21 protein-coding genes are annotated in these 21008 nt (G+C 73.2%); 10 read left to right on the forward strand and 11 right to left on the reverse strand.

What is annotated here, in order from left to right; genetic code table 11:
- The first annotated feature begins 515 nt into the window (after positions 1-515).
- Positions 516-3827, forward strand: coding sequence for a tetratricopeptide repeat protein (locus tag ACFC0B_RS34655; protein WP_376095236.1), 3312 nt, complete (start codon positions 516-518; stop codon positions 3825-3827).
- Between the two features lie 224 nt (positions 3828-4051).
- Here the strand turns inward: ACFC0B_RS34655 and ACFC0B_RS34660 are convergent, their stop codons facing one another.
- Positions 4052-4525 (reverse strand): hypothetical protein, encoded by a 474-nt coding sequence (locus tag ACFC0B_RS34660; protein ID WP_376095239.1) that lies wholly within the window; start codon positions 4523-4525, stop codon positions 4052-4054.
- A 35-nt stretch (positions 4526-4560) separates the two neighbouring features.
- Between ACFC0B_RS34660 and ACFC0B_RS34665 the strand changes: the two genes are divergently transcribed.
- The 3 genes from ACFC0B_RS34665 (at position 4561) to ACFC0B_RS34675 (ending at position 5870) form a co-directional block, all read left to right on the forward strand.
- A complete protein-coding gene (locus ACFC0B_RS34665; protein WP_376095242.1) occupies positions 4561-5241 on the forward strand; it encodes an SMI1/KNR4 family protein in 681 nt (226 codons plus the stop codon).
- A 126-nt stretch (positions 5242-5367) separates the two neighbouring features.
- Complete coding sequence (locus ACFC0B_RS34670) at positions 5368-5769, forward strand: transposase family protein (protein ID WP_376095294.1); 402 nt, start codon at positions 5368-5370, stop codon at positions 5767-5769.
- A complete protein-coding gene (locus ACFC0B_RS34675; RefSeq protein ID WP_376095297.1) occupies positions 5676-5870 on the forward strand; it encodes a hypothetical protein in 195 nt (64 codons plus the stop codon). Before ACFC0B_RS34670 ends, ACFC0B_RS34675 begins: the two co-directional genes overlap by 94 nt.
- A gap of 248 nt (positions 5871-6118) precedes the next feature.
- On the opposite strand, the gene ACFC0B_RS34680 is transcribed toward ACFC0B_RS34675, so the two are convergent.
- A complete protein-coding gene (locus tag ACFC0B_RS34680) occupies positions 6119-6670 on the reverse strand; it encodes a hypothetical protein (protein ID WP_376095245.1) in 552 nt (183 codons plus the stop codon).
- A gap of 821 nt (positions 6671-7491) precedes the next feature.
- On the opposite strand from ACFC0B_RS34680, the gene ACFC0B_RS34685 reads away from it, so the two are divergent.
- Positions 7492-8649 carry a methyltransferase domain-containing protein gene (locus tag ACFC0B_RS34685; RefSeq protein ID WP_376095248.1) on the forward strand — a complete coding sequence of 386 codons (1158 nt, stop codon included), beginning with the start codon at positions 7492-7494 and terminating at the stop codon, positions 8647-8649.
- 407 nt (positions 8650-9056) lie between these two features.
- Entirely contained in the window at positions 9057-9548 is a 492-nt protein-coding gene (locus ACFC0B_RS34690) for a hypothetical protein (RefSeq protein WP_376095251.1), read from the forward strand.
- 199 nt (positions 9549-9747) lie between these two features.
- Here the strand turns inward: ACFC0B_RS34690 and ACFC0B_RS34695 are convergent, their stop codons facing one another.
- Positions 9748-10431: a TetR/AcrR family transcriptional regulator gene (locus ACFC0B_RS34695; RefSeq protein ID WP_376095255.1), complete on the reverse strand. Its 684-nt coding sequence runs from the start codon at positions 10429-10431 to the stop codon at positions 9748-9750.
- Between the two features lie 93 nt (positions 10432-10524).
- Here ACFC0B_RS34695 and ACFC0B_RS34700 point away from each other — a divergent pair, with 93 nt between their 5' ends.
- Positions 10525-11241 (forward strand): NAD(P)-dependent oxidoreductase, encoded by a 717-nt coding sequence (locus ACFC0B_RS34700; protein ID WP_376095258.1) that lies wholly within the window; start codon positions 10525-10527, stop codon positions 11239-11241.
- 42 nt (positions 11242-11283) lie between these two features.
- Here the strand turns inward: ACFC0B_RS34700 and ACFC0B_RS34705 are convergent, their stop codons facing one another.
- Complete coding sequence (locus tag ACFC0B_RS34705; RefSeq protein WP_376095261.1) at positions 11284-11601, reverse strand: hypothetical protein; 318 nt, start codon at positions 11599-11601, stop codon at positions 11284-11286.
- 173 nt (positions 11602-11774) lie between these two features.
- On the opposite strand from ACFC0B_RS34705, the gene ACFC0B_RS34710 reads away from it, so the two are divergent.
- Complete coding sequence (locus tag ACFC0B_RS34710) at positions 11775-12485, forward strand: hypothetical protein (RefSeq protein ID WP_376095264.1); 711 nt, start codon at positions 11775-11777, stop codon at positions 12483-12485.
- 137 nt (positions 12486-12622) lie between these two features.
- Here the strand turns inward: ACFC0B_RS34710 and ACFC0B_RS34715 are convergent, their stop codons facing one another.
- The 3 genes from ACFC0B_RS34715 to ACFC0B_RS34725 all read right to left on the reverse strand — a co-directional run bounded on the left by ACFC0B_RS34715 (position 12623) and on the right by ACFC0B_RS34725 (position 15768).
- A complete protein-coding gene (locus tag ACFC0B_RS34715; RefSeq protein ID WP_376095267.1) occupies positions 12623-13804 on the reverse strand; it encodes a HEAT repeat domain-containing protein in 1182 nt (393 codons plus the stop codon).
- Positions 13805-14066: 262 nt separating this feature from the next.
- On the reverse strand, positions 14067-14978 hold the full coding sequence (locus ACFC0B_RS34720) for a chitinase (RefSeq protein WP_376095270.1): 912 nt from the start codon (positions 14976-14978) through the stop codon (positions 14067-14069).
- Between the two features lie 259 nt (positions 14979-15237).
- Complete coding sequence (locus ACFC0B_RS34725) at positions 15238-15768, reverse strand: MarR family winged helix-turn-helix transcriptional regulator (protein ID WP_376095273.1); 531 nt, start codon at positions 15766-15768, stop codon at positions 15238-15240.
- A gap of 97 nt (positions 15769-15865) precedes the next feature.
- Between ACFC0B_RS34725 and ACFC0B_RS34730 the strand changes: the two genes are divergently transcribed.
- Positions 15866-17176, forward strand: a complete 1311-nt coding sequence (locus tag ACFC0B_RS34730; protein ID WP_376095276.1) for an SgcJ/EcaC family oxidoreductase — start codon at positions 15866-15868, stop codon at positions 17174-17176.
- Positions 17177-17328: 152 nt separating this feature from the next.
- Here the strand turns inward: ACFC0B_RS34730 and ACFC0B_RS34735 are convergent, their stop codons facing one another.
- From ACFC0B_RS34735 to ACFC0B_RS34750, 4 genes are all read right to left on the reverse strand, one after another.
- On the reverse strand, positions 17329-17688 hold the full coding sequence (locus ACFC0B_RS34735) for a hypothetical protein (protein ID WP_376095279.1): 360 nt from the start codon (positions 17686-17688) through the stop codon (positions 17329-17331).
- Between the two features lie 31 nt (positions 17689-17719).
- Complete coding sequence (locus ACFC0B_RS34740) at positions 17720-18112, reverse strand: hypothetical protein (RefSeq protein WP_376095282.1); 393 nt, start codon at positions 18110-18112, stop codon at positions 17720-17722.
- A 181-nt stretch (positions 18113-18293) separates the two neighbouring features.
- The gene (locus ACFC0B_RS34745) at positions 18294-19376 is read right to left on the reverse strand and encodes a hypothetical protein (RefSeq protein WP_376095285.1); all 1083 of its coding nucleotides are present in this window, start codon (positions 19374-19376) and stop codon (positions 18294-18296) included.
- Positions 19377-19539: 163 nt separating this feature from the next.
- Entirely contained in the window at positions 19540-20217 is a 678-nt protein-coding gene (locus ACFC0B_RS34750; protein WP_376095288.1) for a TetR/AcrR family transcriptional regulator, read from the reverse strand.
- A gap of 100 nt (positions 20218-20317) precedes the next feature.
- Here ACFC0B_RS34750 and ACFC0B_RS34755 point away from each other — a divergent pair.
- A partial coding sequence (locus ACFC0B_RS34755) for an ester cyclase (RefSeq protein ID WP_376095291.1) occupies positions 20318-21008 on the forward strand: 691 nt, incomplete at its 3' end.

Genomic DNA, 21008 nt, shown 5'->3' on the forward strand with positions numbered 1-21008 from the left:
CCCGTGTCGCCGTGCATCGTCCCGCGACAGTAACCCGTGCCACCGACAGTCCGGCGGGGCGGTGCCGCCCTGACGCCCAGGCTCGGCCCGCCCGGGCTCCGGCAGGCCGTGGGCGACAGGTCAGTGTCGCTTCCACTCATGGTGGGAGGACATCGCTCGCTCACTGGCCGACGGGCGGCTCCGTGGCCGAGAGGGCGGCGTCCCCAGGGGTGCCCGCGGCCGCGCGGGCACAGCGGCGATGGTTGGCGGCGGATTCCTCGCGACCCCCATCCTCCGGATCAACGTTCCGCTAGGCCCCCGGGCTCAGTGTGCGCACGCATCCGGACCCCGCATCCAGAGTCCACCGCTGCCAGGTCCGGCTGCCGGATGAGGCGGCCCAGACCGGCGGCGGCGAGGCCGGGCGGGGAGGCCGTGAGTGAACCGGCTGGTCGCGGATGCCGCAGTACTGGGAAGGTTCGGTCGGGGGTACGGGACGGCTTGGGCGTCCGGGGTGGCGTTCCGACAAGGGGGGTCTGATGGACGTGTTCGTGGGCAGAACTCAGGAGCAGGAGCGGTTCCGGCTGCTCCTGCGCGGGCTGGGGCGGCCCGACGAGGGGCCGGACGAAGGGCACGTTCTGCTGGTGCGGGGCCTGGGAGGTATCGGCAAGAGCACGCTGCTGCGGCGTTACGAGCAGATCGCCCGCGGGCAGAGCGCAGAGGACGCGGCCAACGGCAAGCGTCTGCGGGTGGCCTCGCTGGACTGGGAGCAGGGCCAGTTGCGGTCGGGCGGTGCGTCGGCGGAGGGGCCGCCGCTGTGGCGGGTCCTCGGGGCCGTTCAGGTCCAGGTGCAGCAGGCCACCGGGCGCAGGGGCGAGCGGGCGTTCGAGCGGTTTCGTGGGTGCGTGGTGCGGATGCCCGCTCTGGCGGCGCGGGCCCGGGAGCTGGGGCTGATCGGCGGCGGAGCTCCGGTGGCGACCGCGAGTGCGGAGGAGCTCCAGCAGGACATGGGCGGGGCGACCGGCGCTGCGGGGGCGCTTTCGGCGCTGGGGATCCAGGTAGCGGGCGACGTGGTCGCCCAGGGGGTGAACGGGGCGGCCGCAGCCAGGAACACGGGGCGCCGGGCTCTGCACGGGAACGTGGACTCCCGGCTGTTCCAGGAGCTGATCGACGACGTCCAGGCGATGCTGGACGCGTTCGCCCAGGGGATGCGGCAGGTCAGCAGCAGGCGCCATCCCGTGGTGGTCCTCCTGGACACCTGCGAGCTCCTGGGGGACGCCCTGAACGGCTTGCGGGAGGTGATGAAGGCCAGCGGCCGGCAGGTGCTCTGGGTCCTGGGGATCCGGTTGGAGGAGGACACCCAGGCCGCTGGGGACAGCCATGCGGTCGCGTTCGCGCGGTACCTCGACCACTGGCGCCTGCGCCACGAGGCGCTCGCCCGGTTCGACGACCGCAGTGTCGCCGCGTACCTGCGGCAGCGCCCGCGCGTGCCCGATCTGGACGATGACCAGGTGAAACGGATCGCGGAGTTCACCCGGGGTGTCCCGCTCGCGGTCTCCCTCACCGCCGACGCGCTCACCGACGGCATGGACCTCGACCGGGTCCTGGTCCCGTTCACCGGCGACGGGACCGTCTCCGGGATCATCAGAGAACTGGCCCGCCGCTACCTGGTCCACACGCGGACCGTCCCCGCCCTGCGGCCGGACCGGCAGCACCTGTGCGCCCTCGCCCTCATGCGCCCCGCCGTGAGCGAGGAGCTCTTCGACGGCACGCTGACGGGGCGGGACCGGGACGATCCCGGCGTCCTGGCCGCGCTGTGCGGGATCCCCGAACGCGATGTCACCAGCCACATCGACCGGCTGGCCGCCCGCCACGACTTCCTGCTCAGCCTCCCCCGCATCCTCCACCAGGACGTCCGAGACACCCTGCGCACCCTGCTGCTCTCCGCCGATGAACGCGCCCGCGTACGCGACGCCAACCAGCGAGCCGCCGACCACCTCCGGGCCCGGGCCGCCGCCCGCGGCCTCACCACCGTCGACGCCCAGCTCGAGGACCACAACTGGCGCCAGGACGTCCTCAGCCTGCTCTGGCACACCTACTGGACCGACCAGGCGGCCGGCCAGGATCTGCTCCTGCACCTGCTCCCCGCCGCCGTCCTCCACGACGCCTTCAACCGGCAGTTGCAGGACATCGCCGCCTTCTTCAACCCCACCGCCGCCCCCACCGAACGAGCGTTGCTGGCCACCCTGCGCAAGCTGCTCTACCTGTGGCCCTTCTGCCCGTCGAGCCCCGAACAGCAGGCCGCCCGCCTCGCTGTGGACCGCCTCGCCCGCCACACCGGTTCCGCGCCCCCCGTCCTGGCCGACCAGCCCCCCGCCCACACCTACCACCACCTCCTGCGCGCGAGCGTCCACAAGCACCTCGGAACCACACTCCTCCAGGCCGTCACCGCCCTGCGGCAGGCTGCCGGTCACGCCCCGCCCGATGACGGCCTCACCGCCGCTGCCATCGGCTCCACCGCCGAAGGCCTGATCGACACCGCCGAAGATCTCACCCCGGAGGACTTCGACGACCTGCTGAAGGCCGACGATGAGGCCTTCGTCGAGGCCCTCCGCCTCCACTGCCGCTACCAGCCCGACGGCGACGGCTACATCATCCTCGGGAATGTCCTGGCGCATCATCTGGAGCGCTACGGAGAGGCCGAGGCCGTCTTCCATCAAGCCCTCGACCACGACCCCGATAACTCGCAAGCGCACGCCGACCTCGGGTTTTTCCTGCTTTTGCTGGGGAGGGGAGAGGAGGCGGATACGGCCTTCCGACGGGCCCTCCACCATGACCCCGACAACGCGGAGGCCCACCTCGCTCTCGGCGGAATCCTGCACGAGGCGGGGCGGCTTGCGGAAGCCGAGGCCGCCTACCGCAGAGGGCTGCGCCATAGGCACAAGCTCGAGCACGGTGCCCTCGCCTACGCCCTCACCGCTCTCGGAGACCTCCTGTCCACGGTGGGGCGGCCCGAGGAGGCCGAAGCCGCCTACCGTCAAGCCCTCCACTACGCCCCCGATGGTGGCCCCCATCCCCACGACAGTATCGGCGCCGCCCTCGCGGAACGGTGGAAGCGCGAGGAAACCGAGGCCGTCTGCCGTCAACTCCTCCAGGACGACCCCGACAACGCCAAGATCCACACCAGCCTCGGAAACGCCCTGGTCGGGTTGGGCCGCAGGGAGGAGGCAGCCGCTGCCTTCCGCCAAGCCCTCGTGCACAACCCCGACAGCGCCAACGCCCAACTCGGATTGGGGCTCATGCTGCTCCTGACACAGGGCTACGGCGCAGCGACCGAGGCGCAGCTCCGGGAAGCGGTGCGGTGCGCACCCCGAAGTGTGGACGCGCACTTGTTGCTGGGGCGGGTGCTGATGGTCGGGGGCCGGGTCGAGGAGGCCCGGGAGGCGTGGGCGATCGTTGCCGATGACGACCGGATCGGGGCTTGGGAGCTTCTGCTGACGGCCGCCACCTGCCAGGACGACGATGTCAGGGACTACCTGTACCGGACCGTGCTGACGATCACGCAGGACGAAGAATCCGCTGGTGATACAGGCAGCGCGTTCCATGTGGCGGAGTGCCGGGCGGTGGCGCTGGCCGGGCGGGGGCAGGGCCGGGAAGGTGCGGAGGTGCTACGCGCGACCGTAGCCGCCCGGACCTCCGCGATGCTGTTCGACAGGCCGGCATACGAGCTGTTCGCCGCCGCCATGGCTCCGGGAGCGTTGGCGGAGATCGTGGCGGTGTGGGAAGCGATCATCGCAGCCGACCCATTGGCCAGCGGCCCGCCGGTTCGAGGTGCGGCCAAGGGAGACTGACGAACCATCAGCCCAAAGGACGACCACGGGCAGGCAGGCGCCCACAAGCATCAGAACAGTGGCCCCGGGTGACAATCCGACGGCCGAGAACGGCCGCGGCGACGGCGTGGCACAGCAGGCTGAGCCGGGCGAGCACCTGGCCCTCGAAGCGGGCAGACGAAGCTGCTCGCACACTTGTCCCCGAGATCAGCCCGCCAGGCCCGCCTCGTCGGCGTCTCGGGGGGCTACTCCCCCGCGGTCTGGACAAGGAGCCGAAGCTCCCCGCGATCCGTGGGCAGTCCCGCTCTGCGCAGCCAGGTGTCCCGGTTGGCGATCGGCCCCCAGCACGAGTCCTTCTCCACCAGGGCTGCCAGGAAGGCGCGCTGTGCCCGTGTCAGGGTGACCCCCTGCGGGTGGGGCTCGGGGAACGCGAAGACGAGCAGCGGTCCCCAGTCCAGGTCGACGGTGTGCTGGCCGCACAGCGGAACGAGGGCGAGTGCGGCGGGAAGGACCTGCTCGAAGCTCTCGGCACGTTCGAGCAACCCCCGCAGCACCGTGAACCGGAACCAGCCGTCGACCTGGGGCAGTGGCTCGTCGAACCAGCCGTCCACCGCGACCGGGTCGGCGAGCGCGGCCAGCAGGATGCCCGCTGCCGATGGGTCCGCGGTGCCGAGCGCGGCGCAGGTCCGTACGGCCGGGTCGTCATCGGTGAGCAGCATCGCGGTGTCCACCCCTGCGAACTACGCTCCGCTCCATGGACGATCAGTTGTGGGCGGGCGTGCGGGAGCGGGTACAGGCGCTGGCCGGCACATCGGCGGCGGAAGCCGGGCGCCGCCCGTTCGGAGCGATCGGGCACCGGTTCCGGCTCCAGCCGGTGCTGTCGCCGGCCGAGCTCGCCGGACTGGAGGCGCAGATCGGCGTCCGATTGCCGTGGGAGTACCGGACGTTCCTGCTGGCGGTAGGCGCCGGCGGGGCGGGGCCGGCCTACGGAGTCTTCCCCGTACAGCACGAGAGCGGCCGGTGGCGGTGGACCGGCGACGGCGCCGACCTGGCCGACTTCTCCCGGCTCGCCGAGCCGTTCCCCGTCCACGGCCCGGCCCCGGCAGTCGTGGAGAAGCTGCTGGAGGAATGCCCCCGGGAACAGGACTTCGACGAGATCGAGGACTTCGACACCGCCTACGAAGGCTGGGACCGGCAGTGGGGCGCAGTGATGTGGAACCCGGAACGCACGGTCGGCGCGCTCGCGATCTGCCACCTGGGCTGCGCCGCCCGGCAGTGGCTGGTGATCAGTGGACCCCAACGCGGCCGGATCTGGTCCGACGACCGGGTCGACGAAGTCGACCTGGCCCCGCTCCAGAACCAGGACGGGCAGCCCGTGACATTCGCCCGCTGGTACCTCGACTGGCTCGAACACGCCGAACAGCAAGGCCATTAGCGCAAACCGGCGCAGCCGCCAGTTTCCACCTGGTCGGGGCGGGCGGCACCAGCGGGTGATGTTGTCAGGTCATATAGGGGTCTGGCCCAGGTGGAGGTCGTCGGCGTCGAAGCGTCCGGTGCGGTGGTGCGGATCGCCGCCCGCGTAGCTGCTCCGGGTGCGTCATGCCCGGACTGCGGGACGTGGTCGGAGCGGGTCCACGGCTCCTACCTGCGCTCTCCGTCGGGTCTGCCCAGCTACGGGCGGCCCGTGACGGTTGCCCTGCGGGTGCGCCGCTTCGCCTGCCCGGCCCCGGCATGGCGGCGGCGGACGTTCGTCGAACAGGTCGACGGGCTGACACGTCGCCACGGGCAGGTCACCGAGCGGCAGCGTTCATCGGTCGCCGGACTGGGTCTGGCGCCGGCCGGGCGGGCCGGAGCAGGCTGCTGCGACGGGTGTTGGAGCTGCCCGATCCGGCCGTCGGTGCCCCGGCGGCGGTCGGGGTCGACGACTTCGCACTGCGCAAGGGCCGGACCTGCGGGACGGTGATCACGAACGCGGTCACCCACAAGGTCCTGGACCTGCTGCCCGAGCGCGACGCGGCCACCCTCGCCGTGCCGCGTTCTGCACCCGGGTCGGTATCCGCATGATCGACCACCGTGCCCTCGCCCTGTGGGCCGAGGGCACCGGCCGACCTCCTTGGCACTGACAACCCGACCGTCGAACCCCGCGACGGGGTGTGCCCGGGGTCAGGACCACAGCGGGCTCCGGTTCCTGGCGGTCCCGGCCCACAGGGGCGGAAGGCCGCGGACGTACGGTTCCGAACCATGCATACCGGGATCATCCCGTACGAAAGGTTACGAGACACAGGCGGGTTGCCGGTCATAGGGACGCGCTCCTAGCGGCGCAGGAAGATCCCGCCATCGATGACCCAGAAGCTGGCCGGAACCGCGCCGCACTTGACAACTTCGGAGTGCATCTGAGGGTCGGTCCAGTTGAAGCCGACCCGGCGCTCGCCCTGTTCGTCGGTCGGGTAGAAGGTGAGGCCGGCCTCGGGGTGCCGGCCCTCCTCGAAGAGATACGGCTCGCCCGCGAGCGGGGTGATCACGATCTGCGAGATGGGCCCGGTCACGGTGATGGCGCCGTTCCCGTCGACGGTCAGGCAGTCGACGTCGAACTCGGCCCGGGTGGTGCCGCTCTTCTCGAACACGTGCTGCACCACGACGTGTCCCCGGGGGCGGCCGTCGACCGTACGGGCGCTGACCCGCGCGGTGAGCCGCTCGCCGGGGTTGGGGCCCGGGCCGTGCTCGTTGAGCAGGGTCCAGCTGTGCAGCGCGAGGTGCTGGGCCGGTAGGGGGGTGGCCGGCGCGGCCGCGGCGGTGCCGGCCGTCCCGGCCGCGAGGGCCACGGCCGCGGTGGTGAGCGCGATGGCGGTGGTGAGCTTTCGCATGGTCAGATCCTCAACGGGGAGAAGGGAGTCGGGCTGTTTCCCGACCGCCTCCAATCTCCCGGCTCACCCCCGGTCGCGGCCTCCGCCGCAGGGAGGGACCGGCTCCCCCCGGAGGGGGAACCGCTCCTCATCCGCCCGACTCACCGAGTGGCGGCCACCGCCCGCAACGGCTGGCTGCCGGCGCCGCCCGAGCCGGACGAACCCGCCTGGCGCCAAGACCGACCGGCGAACGGCTCGGCCTCTGCTTCACCAAGCAGGTCAACGGCACCGCCTCCCGTCTCGCCCTGTCCTGGACATCCGGCGGCTACAGGGTGGAGGCCAGGGCGAGCCGGAGCGACGACTCCTGGTGTCCGTGAGCCCGGCACCGGGCGAAGGCAGTAGTTCGCCCGTGGAGGTGTACGCCCACCCCGTACCGGACAGCCAGAAGCCGGCACACGCACGAGGGCCCCTTGAACCCAAGGTTCGGACGCCGCCGGGATCCACTGAACGGGGCCGAGGACGGCGGTCCGGAGCCTTCCCGGATCCATCATCCCTTCCTCGGATCGCCGCTGCCGGCTGACCCTGCGCACGCGGTGTGCAGCACGCCCCGTACGCGCCTCCGTGCCCTCTACCGGCGCCAGGGCGGGGCGGGTCAGGATGGTGGGGTTGTTGTCCCGGACACGAGAGGGGACTGCTGTGACGCAGCCGCAGCGAGGTGCGCACGAGAAGCCGCCGCCGGATCCGGGCAAGGGCGATCCGCCTCCGGGGAACGCCGACGGGCAGGTGCGGAAGCCGGACCCGGGCAGTGACGGGAAGCACCGCAAGCCGAAGCAGGGCTGAGCGTGGACCTGGTGAAGCGGCGGGCGTTGCTCGACGAGGCGATGGACGCGCGCGGGGACTGGCCGGAACGCTCGGCGTGGCTGCGGGAGGCCGTGTCCGAGCTGCCTCGGGACCTGTTCGCGCCGGACCGGCTGTGGCGGTGGGACGGGCACGCGTACGTCCCCGTGGACCGGCGGACGGACCCGGAGGGCTGGGCCGAGGAACTGTACGGGAGCCAGGACTCGGCTGCCGTCACCCAGGTCTCGGGCGGGCTGCCGTCCTCCAGTCTCTCCGCCCAGGGCGTGGTGGTCGACATGCTCGACTCGCTGCGCCTGGAGCCCGGACACCGGGTGTGGGACGTCGGCGGCGGGCAGGGCTGGAACGCCGCGCTCGCCGCCCGGCGGGCCGGACCGGGCCGGGTGGTTTCCACCGAGATCGACCCGGAGCTCGCCGCGTTCGCGCGTGGCCGGTTGGCGGCCGCCGGTCTGGACGTCAGGACACTCGTCGCGGACGCCACCACCACGGTGCCCGGCGGCGGGCGCTTCGACCGGGTGATCGCCGCCTACGCGGTCGAGCGCGTGCCGTGGGCGTGGGTCGAGGCCACCCGGCCGGGCGGGCGGATCGTCTACCCGTGGGGCCGGCTCGGGCACGTCGCCCTCACCGTCGCCGCCGACGGGCGCCGCGCCTCCGGCTACGTGCAGGGCCTGGGGCAGTTCATGGCGGACCGCACCGGTCCGGTGCCGCCGACGGCCGGGTGGGCCGGATACCGGGCGGTACGCGGCGAGGGTCCGGCCGAGACCGAGCGGATCGTCGACCGTGACCTCACCCCGCTCGCGTCGGACTGGGACCTCACCTTCGCGCTGCGGGTCGCCGTGCCGGACGCCGTGATCACCACCGGCCGCGACGCGGACGGCCTCAACGCCTGGGTCCACGACGGCGCGGCGTCCTGGGCCGTCTTCTCCGCCACCGGCGACGGCGCGACCGTACTGCACCAGGGCGGTGAGCGGCGGATCGGCGACGAGCTGATGCTGGCCTGGGCGCAGTGGGAGGGACACCGCCGGCCGGACCCGTACGACTACGGCATCACGGTCACTCCCGAGCGCCAGTTCGCGTGGCTGCGCGACGCGGACGACGGACCCCGGTGGCCCCTCCACGGGAAGGCGGCACCCGCCTCGCCCTGACGGCCGCAGACGGCTCTGCCGCACCGGCACCACGGGCCGTCGGGGCGGTGCCGCCGAGCCCGGGCGGGAGGGGGCCGGAGTGTGCGCACCGGCGCGGCTCCCTCCGGAACGGCTGCGAACGGGCAGGGGAAATGGGGGTCTTGCCGATCCGGCGAATGCTTTGCATAGTTACTTTGCATCCCACCGGGCACGTCCCGTGGGACCGATCCGCTCATCGCCATGTCATGAGCATGGCTTCATTGCGTCCACTTGTTCCGTCGCTCCGACGCGCGGCAGATCCCTGTTCCGCCGCCCCGACCGCCACCTGCGCCAGGGCCGCACGCCGCCCCCCACGCACCGGCCAGTCTCCCAGGAGACGTCCCACGCCGTCACACGCCAGCACCTCCTTCCAGAACAGGGGAAAGATCATGCGCAGCGCCACCAAGACCGGGCGCCGCGTCCTGGCCGTCCTGGCCGTCACGGCGTCAGCACTGACCGCGGCACCGGCCGTCGGCCAGGCGGCGGCCGCGGAGAGCACCCGCACCGCCTCCACCGCCCCGGTGCCCGGAACGATCGCCAGCCTCGCCGTCGACGGCAGCCGCATCGGCGTTCTGACCACCGACGGCCGCGTGTTCGTCAAGGACGGCACCGTCGACTCCCGCGGATGGGTCCAGCAGTACGACGGCGCCACCGCGCTCGCCCTGTCCGGCAACCGCATCGGCATCGTCGCCGCGAACGGCCACGCCTACGTCAAGGAAGGCAGCCTCTTCGCCGGATGGTTCGACGAGGGCGGCAACGCGCTCTCGATCGTCCTGGACGGCAACCGCATCGGCGTCGTCACTACCGACCACCACGCCTGGGTCAAGGAGGGCGTCATCGCCAACTTCACCAACTGGGTGGACATGGGCGCCGAAGGCTGACACCGCAACGGCCCGCCCGGGAGTGCGCAGGCCAGGCCGGCACCGGCCTCGACGGCAGCAACCCGGCGCCCCGGGGCCGAGCGGTCCTGTTCCGCCGCCGCCTCGACCGCGCCGCGGCTCGCCCGGTGCGGCGCCACGAACGCGCCGCACCGGGCACGCCGCACCGGCGAGCCGACATCACACGGCGGGCGCGGGCCCGCTACGCGCCCGGGGCCCCGTCCGGGTGGAGGGCGTCGAGGATGAGGGCGAGGCCGAAGGCGAACTCGTCGGCGTAGTCGTAGCCGGGTTTGAGGACGTGCTCGGTGGCCAGCTCGGCGAGGTGGGGGTAGGTGCCGGCGGGCATCCCGCTCAGGATGGCACCCGCGACCTCGGCGGGCTCCGCCCCGCCCTTGAACGGCAGGCCGACCTCCTGGAGCACGAAGCCGTACAGGTAGCTGTCGATCAGCGAGACCGCGCGCGCGGTCATCGGCACGGAGAATCCGCCGGCGCGCAGCGCGCCGATGACGGCGTCGTGGTGACGCAGGGTCGCCGGGCCGGGCTGGGCGCGGGAGTCCATGAGGCCGATCGCCCACGGGTGGCGCAGGAGGGCGGCGCGTGCGGAGACCGCGCGCCGGCGCATGGCGTCCTTCCAGTCGGTGTCGCGCGGCGGGAGCTCGATCTCGCCGAACACCGCGTCCACCATGCCGTCGAGGATGTCCTCGCGGCCTGCCACGTGGTGGTAGAGCGACATCGCCTCGACCCCCAGCGGCCGGGCGACAGCCCGCATGGTGAGCGCGGCGGACCCCTTCTCGTCCGCCACCTCCACCGCCGCCCGGATCACGCGCTCACGGCTCAGCGGCGTGCGGGCCGACTTCGCGCGCCGCCCCTTGCCTCCCTCGGGCATCCGGCCCCTCCTCCACGTCCATTGACGGCCTTACAGGGTAAGGCTAACGTGCCTTACAACATAAGGCCGCCATGTCCGCGAAGGGGCTGCGCCATGGGCGAGGAGCACGTGGAGAAGGTCTGCGTCATCGGGGCTTCGGGGAAGCTCGGGCAGTACATGGTCGGACACGCGCTGGAACGCGGCTACGAGGTGGTCGGCGTCTGCCGGGAGCGCAGCGTGCCGAAGCTGGCCGCGTTCGAGGGGCGGATCACCGTCGTCCCCGGGGCGACGAACGACCCGGAGGTGATCCGCCGGGCGGTCGCCGGGTGCGACGGGGTGCTGACGGTGCTGGTGCCCTGGGGCGTGCGCCAGTACGCGTCGGGCACGGCGCAGGCGGTCCTCGACCACGCCCGGCCGGGCGCGCGCCTGGTGTTCTCCTGCGGCTGGCACATCACGCGCGACGGCAAGGACCGGTACGCGCGGACGTTCACCCTGGGCCTGCGGATCGCCACCGCGCTGGGCAAGCTCGTCCGCGCGGTCGAGATCGACGACCAGGTGGAGGCGTGCCGACGGGTGTTCGCCAGCGGCACCCGGTGGACCGTGGTGCGCGGCAGCGACCTGGAGGAGGGACCGAGCCAGGGCCTGCCGGTGTGGAGCCGGCACGTGGGAGACCCGGTGCTGGCGAGCAACCTGACGCGCCGGGTGGACTTCGCGCTGTTCATGGTGGAGGCGCTGACCACGGACGCTCTCGTCCGGGAGGCTCCGGCGATCGTCGGCCGTCTGACCCCCAGCGCGCTCGCCCACGCCGGCGACGCCGGCGGCCGGGGCTGAGGGCGGAAGGCGCGGGCGAGCCCGCCGGGGGTCGGACGCCGGTCAGCGCAGCGGGTTCGTGATCGGCGTCGGCCCCGGCGCCCCCTCCGACTTCCGCAGAGCGGCCCGTTCCGCCCGCGACTCCACCAGCCCGCCCCCGAGGACGGCCAGCCCCGCGATGATCGCCACGAAGACCGGTGGCCGGTGTTGGTCGCGGACCGTGGCGCACTCCGCGGGCTCCGGGGTGTACGTGTACGTGTCCGGCTCGGGGTGTTCGGTCTGCGGTCCGGCCGCGACGAACACGGACCCGCAGGTCCCCACGCTGGACTCGATCGGCGTGAACCCCCAGACGACCCCGCCGACGAACAGGATCAGCCCCATGACAGTGAATCGCAGCCCCCGCACCGCTCCCCCAAGTCCCTCGCCGCAGCCGTGCCGCACGACCAGGCATACCGCATGGATCAAGGGCTGTCAGCACCCCTGACCTCCCCCACGCACGAGACGACGGCATACGCTCCGGGACAGGAACCCGGACCTGCGAGGAGGACCACCTGTTGGACGCCGGCCTGTTGCAGCAATCGCTCGACGATCTTCTTCACCGCATCCTGCCCAGCCGGCCCCGGCCCGCGCTTCCGTCCGACGCCGACGCACAGGAGCGCTACGAGCGGCTGGAGGCCACGCGCCTGCACGTGGGCGAGACGCTGGCGGCCGACCCCGCGCTGACCGTTCGCGTAGCCGACAACGTGCTGCCACTACTCGCCCTGGATGACAGTGCCACCAGCCAGTTGGTCTTCCCCCTGGTCGCGGCCCTCGGACGTCGGCCGGTCCTGACCTTCCTCATTTCCCGCTCCAGGACCGGCAGTTGGCAAACCCGCACCAACTCCTGCGGGGCCGCCTACTGGGTCAGCGTCTGGCGCTCCACCGCACGACGCGACGAGCTCATCAGCGCCACTCGCGGAGGCATGCTCACCAGGGAACAGGCCCACACCCTGCTGCAGCAGGACGCAGAGCATCCGCGCCGGCGAACCGGCGACCATGTCAGCGACCTCTGGCCGAGCCTGTGGGCTGCGGCGGCCGACGCATTCGTCCACTGCCAGGACGACCAGTTGCGTCGACGCCTCCAGGCCGCCTTCCCTCTGGACCCGCGTCACTACCCGTCCGGCCACGGCCTGCTGCTCGACCGGGTCCGGAGCATCGCGGAAGTCATGCCCGGTTCCTTTCGCAGACTCCTGGCGAACGAGTCGGGCTACGGCCTTCTGATCTGAGCTGCCGACCGCATCGGTGCGGTCGCGCGAGGCGGTCCTCGGCGAAGACGGGCTGCGGCGTGGCCCTGGGCGGGTGAACGCGTTCTGCTCCGCGTTCTGCGGCCGCCCTGCCTCCGCCGTCGGCCGCGGTCGTGGGATCACATGCCCGGGGTGCGGGCGCGGAGTTGGTGGTGGAGGTAGTCGAGGCGGCGCGCTCCATGGCTGCTGATGGTCTTGCCGCCACGACGGATCTCGTCGAGGACCGGCGTGGCGCGTTCGTCGTCCCGTAGGGCCAGCGCGATGGCGGCTTCGAGGCGGACGTCGGCCTGGGCGTCGGTGAGGCGGGCCAGCAGTACTCCGCGCAGGGCAGGCGTGTCGTCGGAAGAGAGGGTGAGCGCGTACAGCGCGCTGGTCCGGATCATGGGGACGGGGTCGTCAGCCAGGCTCAGGAGGACGCCGAGGGCGTCGATGCCGTCGGCCAGGAGCGCGGGGAGCGCGGGGAGCGCCAGGGCGACGCAGTTGCGCACGACTGGGTCCGGGTGATCGGCGAGGGCCAGGACCGCCGGGAGTTCCTCGCGCGAGCAGTAGCCGGTGAAGGCCGCGACGACGGTGCGCAGGGCGTACGGGTCCTGCTCGGTGTCCAGGCGGGGCCGGAGGAACTCGGCGGCCTCCCGGGTGAATGGCGGCTCGTCGTCGCCGCTGTCGGGGTTGAGGCCGAAGCCGAGGAACTGGATCACGTCGAGCGCGAAGCGCCGACGGTCGAGCGAGCCGGCATCCCCGGCGCCCTCTGCCACCGCCCGGGCCCAGTCGAATCTCTCCTGGCTCTCCGGCCGGGCGATGTGGAACAGCGACGCGAACCAGTCGTCGTGCTCGGGGTCGGCACGGACCAGGGCGCGGGCCATCAACTCGTCCGGCGTGCGGTGGACGCCGAGCCTCGCCTCCAGGTCGGTGATGACCCCCCGGTGGGCCGCGAGCGGCGCGCGCCCGGCACCGGTCCCGGACTCCAGGGCCGCCTGCGCCACCCGCAGCGCGCGGCGGTGCGGACTGTCGGCTCGCAGCGGGTCGCGGTCTGGCGACAGCAGCGCGTCCAGGACCCAGTAGGCACCGTTGCCGGCGGCCCAGGTGACCGGGTCGACACCGCCGGCCCAGGGGTGGGTCGGGTCGACACCCCACACGACCAAGCGGTCGACGACTTTGTGGCGCCCTGCGTACGCGGCGGCGGCCAGCAGGGAGATGCCGTCGTCACCCGCGAGTTCGTCGCCCGCCGCCTCATCCAGGAACTCGAAGACCGTGATGTCGTCGCCGCGCTCAAGGGCGGCCAGCAGGGAAGGCAGACGCACCGGCTGATCATCCCCGCCGCCCGGACACCCGGTCCAACGGTTTTCCACCCGCGCTCCCGCGGCCCCGGCCGACCGCAGTAAGGCTCCAGGCCGGCGGGCACGTACCGTCCGCCTGGAACGGACTCCGTCAGCGGACCACCAGGCTCCGGATCGCCGCCGTGATCGGCGGGCATCGACGCCACGCACGAGCGTGAGGCGGTTCACCGTCGGTTGCGGGCCGGGCGGGAGTGCCCGGCCCGCGACCGACGCCTTCGGCGAAGGGTCAGCAGGAGACGCCGGAGCCGGTCGGCACGCCGAGGATCTGGGTGAACGCCTTGTACCGGTTGACCCGGCTCTCGACCTGGCGCGGGTTCTTGCCGTCGCACTCCAGTGCGCCGTTGATCGAGCGGATCGACTGCCCGAAGCCGGCGCCGCTGATCACGGCGTCGTGGCCGGTGATCGGGCCCGGCCCGTTCTGGGTGTTCCAGTACCAGAGGGCGGTCATCATGGCGACGGCCGGATCGTTCTCCACAAGCCAGGGGTTGTTCAGCAGGTCGATGCCGAGGAAGTCACCCACCCGCTTGTAGTTGTAGTTCCAGCTCAGCTGGATGGGCCCGCGCCCGTAGTACGCCGCCTGGCCGGCCGGGCAGCCGTAGGGCTGGTCGGCGTCGCAGTAGTGCGGGTAGTTCGCCTCGTTGACCTCCTTGATGTAGTACAGCCCGGCGGTCTCGTGGCTGATGTTCGCGAGGAAGGCCGCGGCCTCCTGCTTGCGCATCGTGCTGTCGCCGGTGTGCGCGAACGCGGGGAAGGCCTTCATGGCGTCCACCAGGCCCTGGTACGTGTAGGCGGGATTCCGGTTCGGGAACATCTGGTCGAACTGGGACGCGCTCACCACGAAGCTGTTCGGGTACGGGTTGCCGCCGGTTCCGCAGGTGTAGGGCGCCCAGTAGTACGTGCTCACCGTGGGGTTGTAGCCGGGGTTTTCGCGCCGGGCGACATAGACCGCGCCGTCGGTGTGCCGGACGATGTCGCGGGCCTGGTAGTTGGCGCCCTGCGACCAGTTGGGCGCTGTCGCGCAGTCGTCCGCCGGGGTGGGGGTGGCGGCGGAGGCGGAGGCGGGCACGAGCGCTGCGGCAGCCAGCGAGCCGGCCGCCATCAGACCGGCCAGCAGCGCCTTCATGCGGTTTCTGAGCACGGGCTTCCTTTCGTCCATCGCGCGCACGCCGAACGGACCCGGTGGGGGCCGGGTCGGCCGACAGGCGCCGTGGGGGAGGATGTTGGCGCACACTGAATCGCTCCGCGTCCAGCGCGGTCAAGGCCCGGTCCGACATGTTTTGCAGGCTGCAACAACCGTCGTTCACCGTTGAGTTGACTGACCTTCAGCAGTAGTTTCCGGCCTGGCGCCCGATGGTCGGATCGCCGTCGCGCTCGCCGACTCCGCGCCGGGCCGCGCGCTACCGCCCCTCGGGCGCCTCGGCGGAGTCGCCGAGGGTGAGCAGGACGCGGCGCAGCAGGCCCGCGAGTTGGTCGCGTTCGGCGGTGGTGAGCCCGGCGAGCTGGCGCTCCTCCCCGGCGAGGTGGTGCTCGACGAGGCGGTTGGTGAGTTCCCTGCCCGTGTCGGTCAGGGAGATCAGCACGCGGCGGCGGTGGGCGGGGTCGACGGCCCGGTCGACCAGGCCCTTCTCCACCAGGTGGTCGATGCGGTTGGTGAGCGCCGCGGAGCTGACCATGGCGGCCGAGCTGAGCTCGCCGGCGGTGAGGACGTGCGGGGGGCCGGAGCGCAGCAGGGTGGCCAGGACGTCGAACTCCCACGGTTCGACGCCCTGGACGGCCAGGTTCTCCTTGATCCCGCGCTCCAGCAGGCGCGAGGCCCTGGAGAGGCGGCCGATCACGGCCATGGGCGAGGCGTCCAGGTCGGGGCGGACCGCGCGCCACTGGGCGGTGATGCGGTCGACGCCGTCGTGCTGGGGCTGCTGTTCCGTCATGCCCGCGAGTCTAACATTTCGACGTGGAACTGTTTGACATCGCCGATCAATCGGCCTATAGTTTCGATATCGAAATGTTTGACATAGGGGGTATGTCATGAAGGTCTTGCTCACCGGCGCCACCGGCTACATCGGATCCGCACTCACCGAGCACCTCACCGCCGCGGGCCACCAGGTCGTCGCACTCGTCCGAGGCGCCGAGCCCAGGCCCGGCCGGGCCTGGCACGCCCAGCTCGTCGGCGACACCGCCGACCCGGCCTCCCTGGCCGGCGCCGTGACCCCGGACATCGAGGCCGTGATCCACCTGGCTCCCCCGAGCGGCGACGAGGCCGTCGACGCCGCCGCCGTCCGGGCGCTCGCCACCCCGCTGCGCGGCACCGGCCGTCCGTTCGTCTACACCAGCGGCGTCTGGGTGCTCGGCGCCACCGGCGAGGCCCAGGAGGTCGGCGAGGACGCACCCACCGACCCGATCGACATCGTCGGCTACCGTCCGCGGATCGAGCAGCGGGTACTGGCCGAGTCCGCCGAGGGCGTGCGCGCGGTCGTCGTGCGCCCCGCCATCGTGTACGGGCGCGGCGGCGGCATCCCCGCGATCCTCGTCGACCGGGCCCGCCTGCAGGGGGCGCCCGAGTACTACGGCGAGGAGGACGTGCGCTGGCCCACCGTGCACGTGGACGACCTGGCCGAGCTGTTCGTGGCGGCCGTCGAGCGGGCCGCGGCCGGCACCGTCTGGCACGGCGTCGGCGAGCCGGCCGTCCCGGTCCGCGACCTCGCCCGGGCCGCCGGCCGCGCGGCCGGCGTGCTCGCCGCCCCGCACGCGGTGCCGGTGGAGCAGGCCGCCGAGGTCTTCGGCCCGCTCTTCGCGGGCGCGCTCGCGCTCGACCAGAGCGTCAGCGGCGCCGCCGCCCGCACCACCCTCGGCTGGCGGCCGGAGCGGCCGGGCCCGGTGGCCGAGCTGGTGTCGGGGTCGTACCGTCCGGTCGAGGTGTTCGGCGCCCCCGACGGCCCGGAGACCGACGCCGAGGTGGCCGCGGTCCGCCGCCTCGTCGCCGAGGTCGAACACGCCCAGCAGAACGAGCTGGTGGACGACTTCCTGGGCGTCTTCCGCAAGGAGGATCCGGTGTGGACCACCGGGCACGGCAAGCGGCTCTCGGGCTTCGAGGAGATCGCGGACTTCACCCGCCAGGTGCTGCCCGGCGCGACGGCCGAGTCCACCGCCGTCTACGACGTCGAGCGCATCCTGTTCCTGCGGCCCGACGTGGCCGCGGTGAACGTCCGCCAGCAGCCGGTCCGCCACGACGGCACCCGGATCGCCGACCGGCCCGAGGGCCGCCCGTTCTACATCCTGGTCAAGGAGGACGGCACCTGGCGCGTCGGTGCCGCCCAGAACACCGTCGTGGTCGACTGACCTCCCGTCGGGCAGGGGGCCCGGGGTACCTCACTCCCCCGGGCCGGGCGGGGTGTGCGGACCCGGACGGGGGTCGGGTCCGCACACCACGCCTGCCCGGGCCGACGGCGAGCCCCCGCACCCGACGGCTCCGAAGCGTGCGGGTATCCCGGTCAGGCGGGGAGCCAGGACGGCCACCACGGCGGAACGTTGTCCGCCGTACAGAGGCCGGAATCCCCGGGGTACCCGCTCGGCGTGCCCAGCACCGCGAAGCAGGCGACGGCCGCCACCGCGAGGGCCGACAGCACCAGGGCCGCCGGCACGAGGCCGCGCCAGGCGGTGGGCAGGCCGACGGTCAGCCGCCTCGCGCCCGCCCACGCCGCCACCGCCGTCACCAGGCACAGCAGTTCCATGGCGGGCCATTCGGCGAGCACGAACGTGAACCGGTGCGGCGGCTCCCACGCCGCGTCGCACCAGCGTCGCGCCGACGCCACCAGGAAGGCCGCTGCGAACCCGACGGCGAGCCCCCGCACCCGACGGCTCCGAAGCGTGCGGGTCTCCCGGTCAGGCGGGGAGCCAGGACGGCCACCACGGCGGAACGTTGTCCGCCGTACAGAGACCGGAATCCCCGGGGTACCCGCTCGGCGTGCCCAGCACCGCGAAGCAGGCGACGGCCGCCACCGCGAGGGCCGACAGCACCAGGGCCGCCGGCACGAGGCCGCGCCAGGCGGTGGGCAGGCCGACGGTCAGCCGCCTTGCGCCCGCCCACGCCGCCACCGCCGTCACCAGGCACAGCAGTTCCATGCCGGGCCATTCGGCGAGCACGAACGTGAACCGGTGCGGCGGCTCCCACGCCGCGTCGCACCAGCGTCGCGCCGACGCCACCAGGAAGGCCGCTGCGAACCCGGCGGCCAGCCCCAGGAGCCCGGCCCCGACCCCGGCGGCTCCCCGCAGCAAGGCCCGCCGTCGACTCCCGGACCCCCGCGCGGGCCCCGCTCCGATCGAAACGCTCACGCGGATCCCGACGCGCACGCGCCGCCGACGGTTCTCCGCCACCCGAACCGCGGGGGGCGGGCGGTCACGGGCCGCCGCCCGGCACGGACGCGTCGTACCGCTGCCCCGTCCGGGGTGCCGGGGGTCAGTTCGGGATGATGTGCAGCCTGCCGGTGTCCCCGGTGGTCCCGCTCACGTAGAGGGCGTCGCCATCGGGGTCGACGGCGAGGTCGGTCACCTTCTTCTCCGGGGACGGCAAGGTCTCGTCGGCGGCGTCCTCGCCGGTGGTGGTGTCGTAGGCGTGCAGCAGCGGCTGGTCGGGGTCGTCCTCGACCGCGTAGAAGCGACTGCCGTCGGCGGCCGCCCGCGGGAGGGCCACGACGGTGTCGGGCGCGGTCAGGGTGATCCTGCGCACGACCGGGTCGGCGGCCGGGTCGACGAGGTCGCCCTTGCCGGACAGACCGCCGTCCAGGGCGAGGAGTCGCTGCCCGTCGGGCGTGAACGCGAGGTCGTAGCCGGTCGACGCGACGGTGTTCGGCACGGTGCGGAGGACGACCGGCGCCCCGCCGGAGGCGTCCACGTGCAGGAGCCCGGCGCTGGTGCCGAGATAGAGGTCCCGGGTGCCGGGGCGGAACACCGGGGTCCCCGCCAGCCAGGCGCCGAGCGGGACGGACGCGGTGAACGCCCGCTCGGTGGTGGAGAACGCCAGCAGCCTGGCGTCCCGGCGGCGCTTGTACTGCCACGGACCGTCCTGGGCGACGTAGACGGTGGCGCCGTCCGGGCTCACGGCGATGCCGCTCGGCGCGCCCGCGACCCAGCCGGCCGGACGCGGCTGGTCCGGTGCCGCGGTGGTGGACAGGACCGTCAGCGTGGCGGTGTCGACCACGCTGAGGTTCGGACCGTTGAGGACGTACAGGCGCGCGCCGTCCGCCGCGAGCGCCGAGCGGGGCCGGCCCTCGGCGGTTCCCAGGCCGACCTGCCCGCCGACCGCCCCGGTCCCGGTGTCGACCGCCTTGACCCGGATCTCCCGGGCCGCGTCCAGCACCACGACGTACGCCGTGCCACCGTCCGGGGCGATGAGCGCCACCGGCTGCTCGGCCCCCACCGTGACGACGGTCCCGCCGTCCGGTGGCACGGCCTCGGCCACCCCACCCGTCAGGCCGAGCGCGGCCGCGGCGGCGAGCGCGGCCGTCCGGCGGACGGCCTTGGACAGAGCCCTCTTGGACATCGTTCCCCTCCCAGCGGCGTTGGCGATCCCCCGGGAGCAAACTAACCGGCCAACGGCGGACGCGACCGCCGATTGGCATGTTTCCCTCAGGATCGGCGGGTGCGGCACGCCGCGAAGGCCTCCGGGGAAGGGAACGGCGCCGGGCCGGGAAGCGGGAAGGCGCTCAACTCCGGGCGCGGGCGCGCAGGGTGGCGAGCGCCGTACCGAGCAGGAACTCCTCCGCACGGTCCCAGGTCCAGCCGGTCTCGGTCACCAGTGTGCGCCAGCTGTTCGGGCCGAACCAGAACCAGAGCAGGTCCGCCGTCTCCGCCACCGGCCGACCGGGTACGGGCGGGCCGCCCAGGCGCTCCGGGGCCTCCAGGGACTCCGGGGTCTCTGCGCCCTCCAACGCGTGCAGGTGCTGCGCGGCGTCGCGCAGTGCGTCGCGGTAGGAGGCGGTGGCGCGCTCCCACAGCGCCTCGCCGTCCTCGTGCGAGGGCAGCGCCTTGTGGATCGCCTGGTGCACCGCGAACTGCCCCTCGTTCCCGGCCCGGGTGCCCCGGGCCACCGCCCGCAGCACGGACTCGACATCCGGCTGCGCGAGCGCCCGGGACATCGCCCGCTCGTAGCCGGAGTCGCGCACGGCCGCGTCGACGATCTCGTTGAGGATGTCGCCCTTGCTGCCGGCGCTCGCGAAGACGGTCTTCGCGGAGACGCCGGCCTCGGCCGCGATGTCCGCGACGGTCACCCGCCCGTAGCCGCGTTCGGCGAACAGCCGGATCGCCGCCCGCAGGATCAGCTCGCGCGTCTGCGCGGCGGCCTGCTCCCGCCGGGGCGAGACGTACGTGCGCTTGGCGACCATGGCGATCAGTGTAGTCAGCCGGTCTGGAGTCTTGCCCTATTCAATAGGTCAGCTATAACGTCAATTTCTCGAGCACCCGAACCCGAAGGACGGAACACCGATGGTGATGACACCCCAGGACGTGGCCCGCGGCCTCTTCGAGGTCCTGGCGACCGGGGACCCGGTGCTGGCCGAGCAGGTCGTGCACCCCGAGTTCAGCAACCGCGAGGCGGTCGTCTCCCCCGCCGCCTGCTCGCTGCCCGGGCCGGCCGGCGTGCTGGCGTCGAGCACCTGGCTGCGGGCGGCCTTCAGCGGTCTCCGCTTCCCCGTCAGCGACGTGTCCGTGGACGGCGATCAGGTCTGGCTGCGGCTGCGGATGCAGGGCCGGCACACCGGGGCCTTCGTCCGCTACCGCGACGGCGGGCTCGACCAGGCCCTCCCGCCCACCGGCGCCGGGATCGACTCCGAACAGGTCCACCTGCTGCGCCTGCGGGACGGCAAGGTGGTGCGCCACGAGGCGGTGCGCGACGACGTCACCCTGCTCGGCCAGCTCGGCGTCTTCCCCCCTGGCCCCGGCGCCCTGCGCGTCCTCGCGTGGAAGGTGACCGGTCGCGCCGCCCGCGCCGCGGCCGAGATCACCGTGGCGGCGGCCACCGGGGACCAGGACAGGGCCACGCTGGTCGAGGTGACGGTGCCGGTCTTCAGACCGGTCGGCGCGGCGGGCGGACGGGCCGTCGCCCCCGCTGTTGAGCGCGACGGCGGCGACCACGCCGACCACGGCCAGGACCGCGATCCCGATGCCGACGGCCGTG

It is taken from the genome of Kitasatospora sp. NPDC056184, assembly GCF_042268405.1.
GTDB lineage: Bacteria > Actinomycetota > Actinomycetes > Streptomycetales > Streptomycetaceae > Kitasatospora.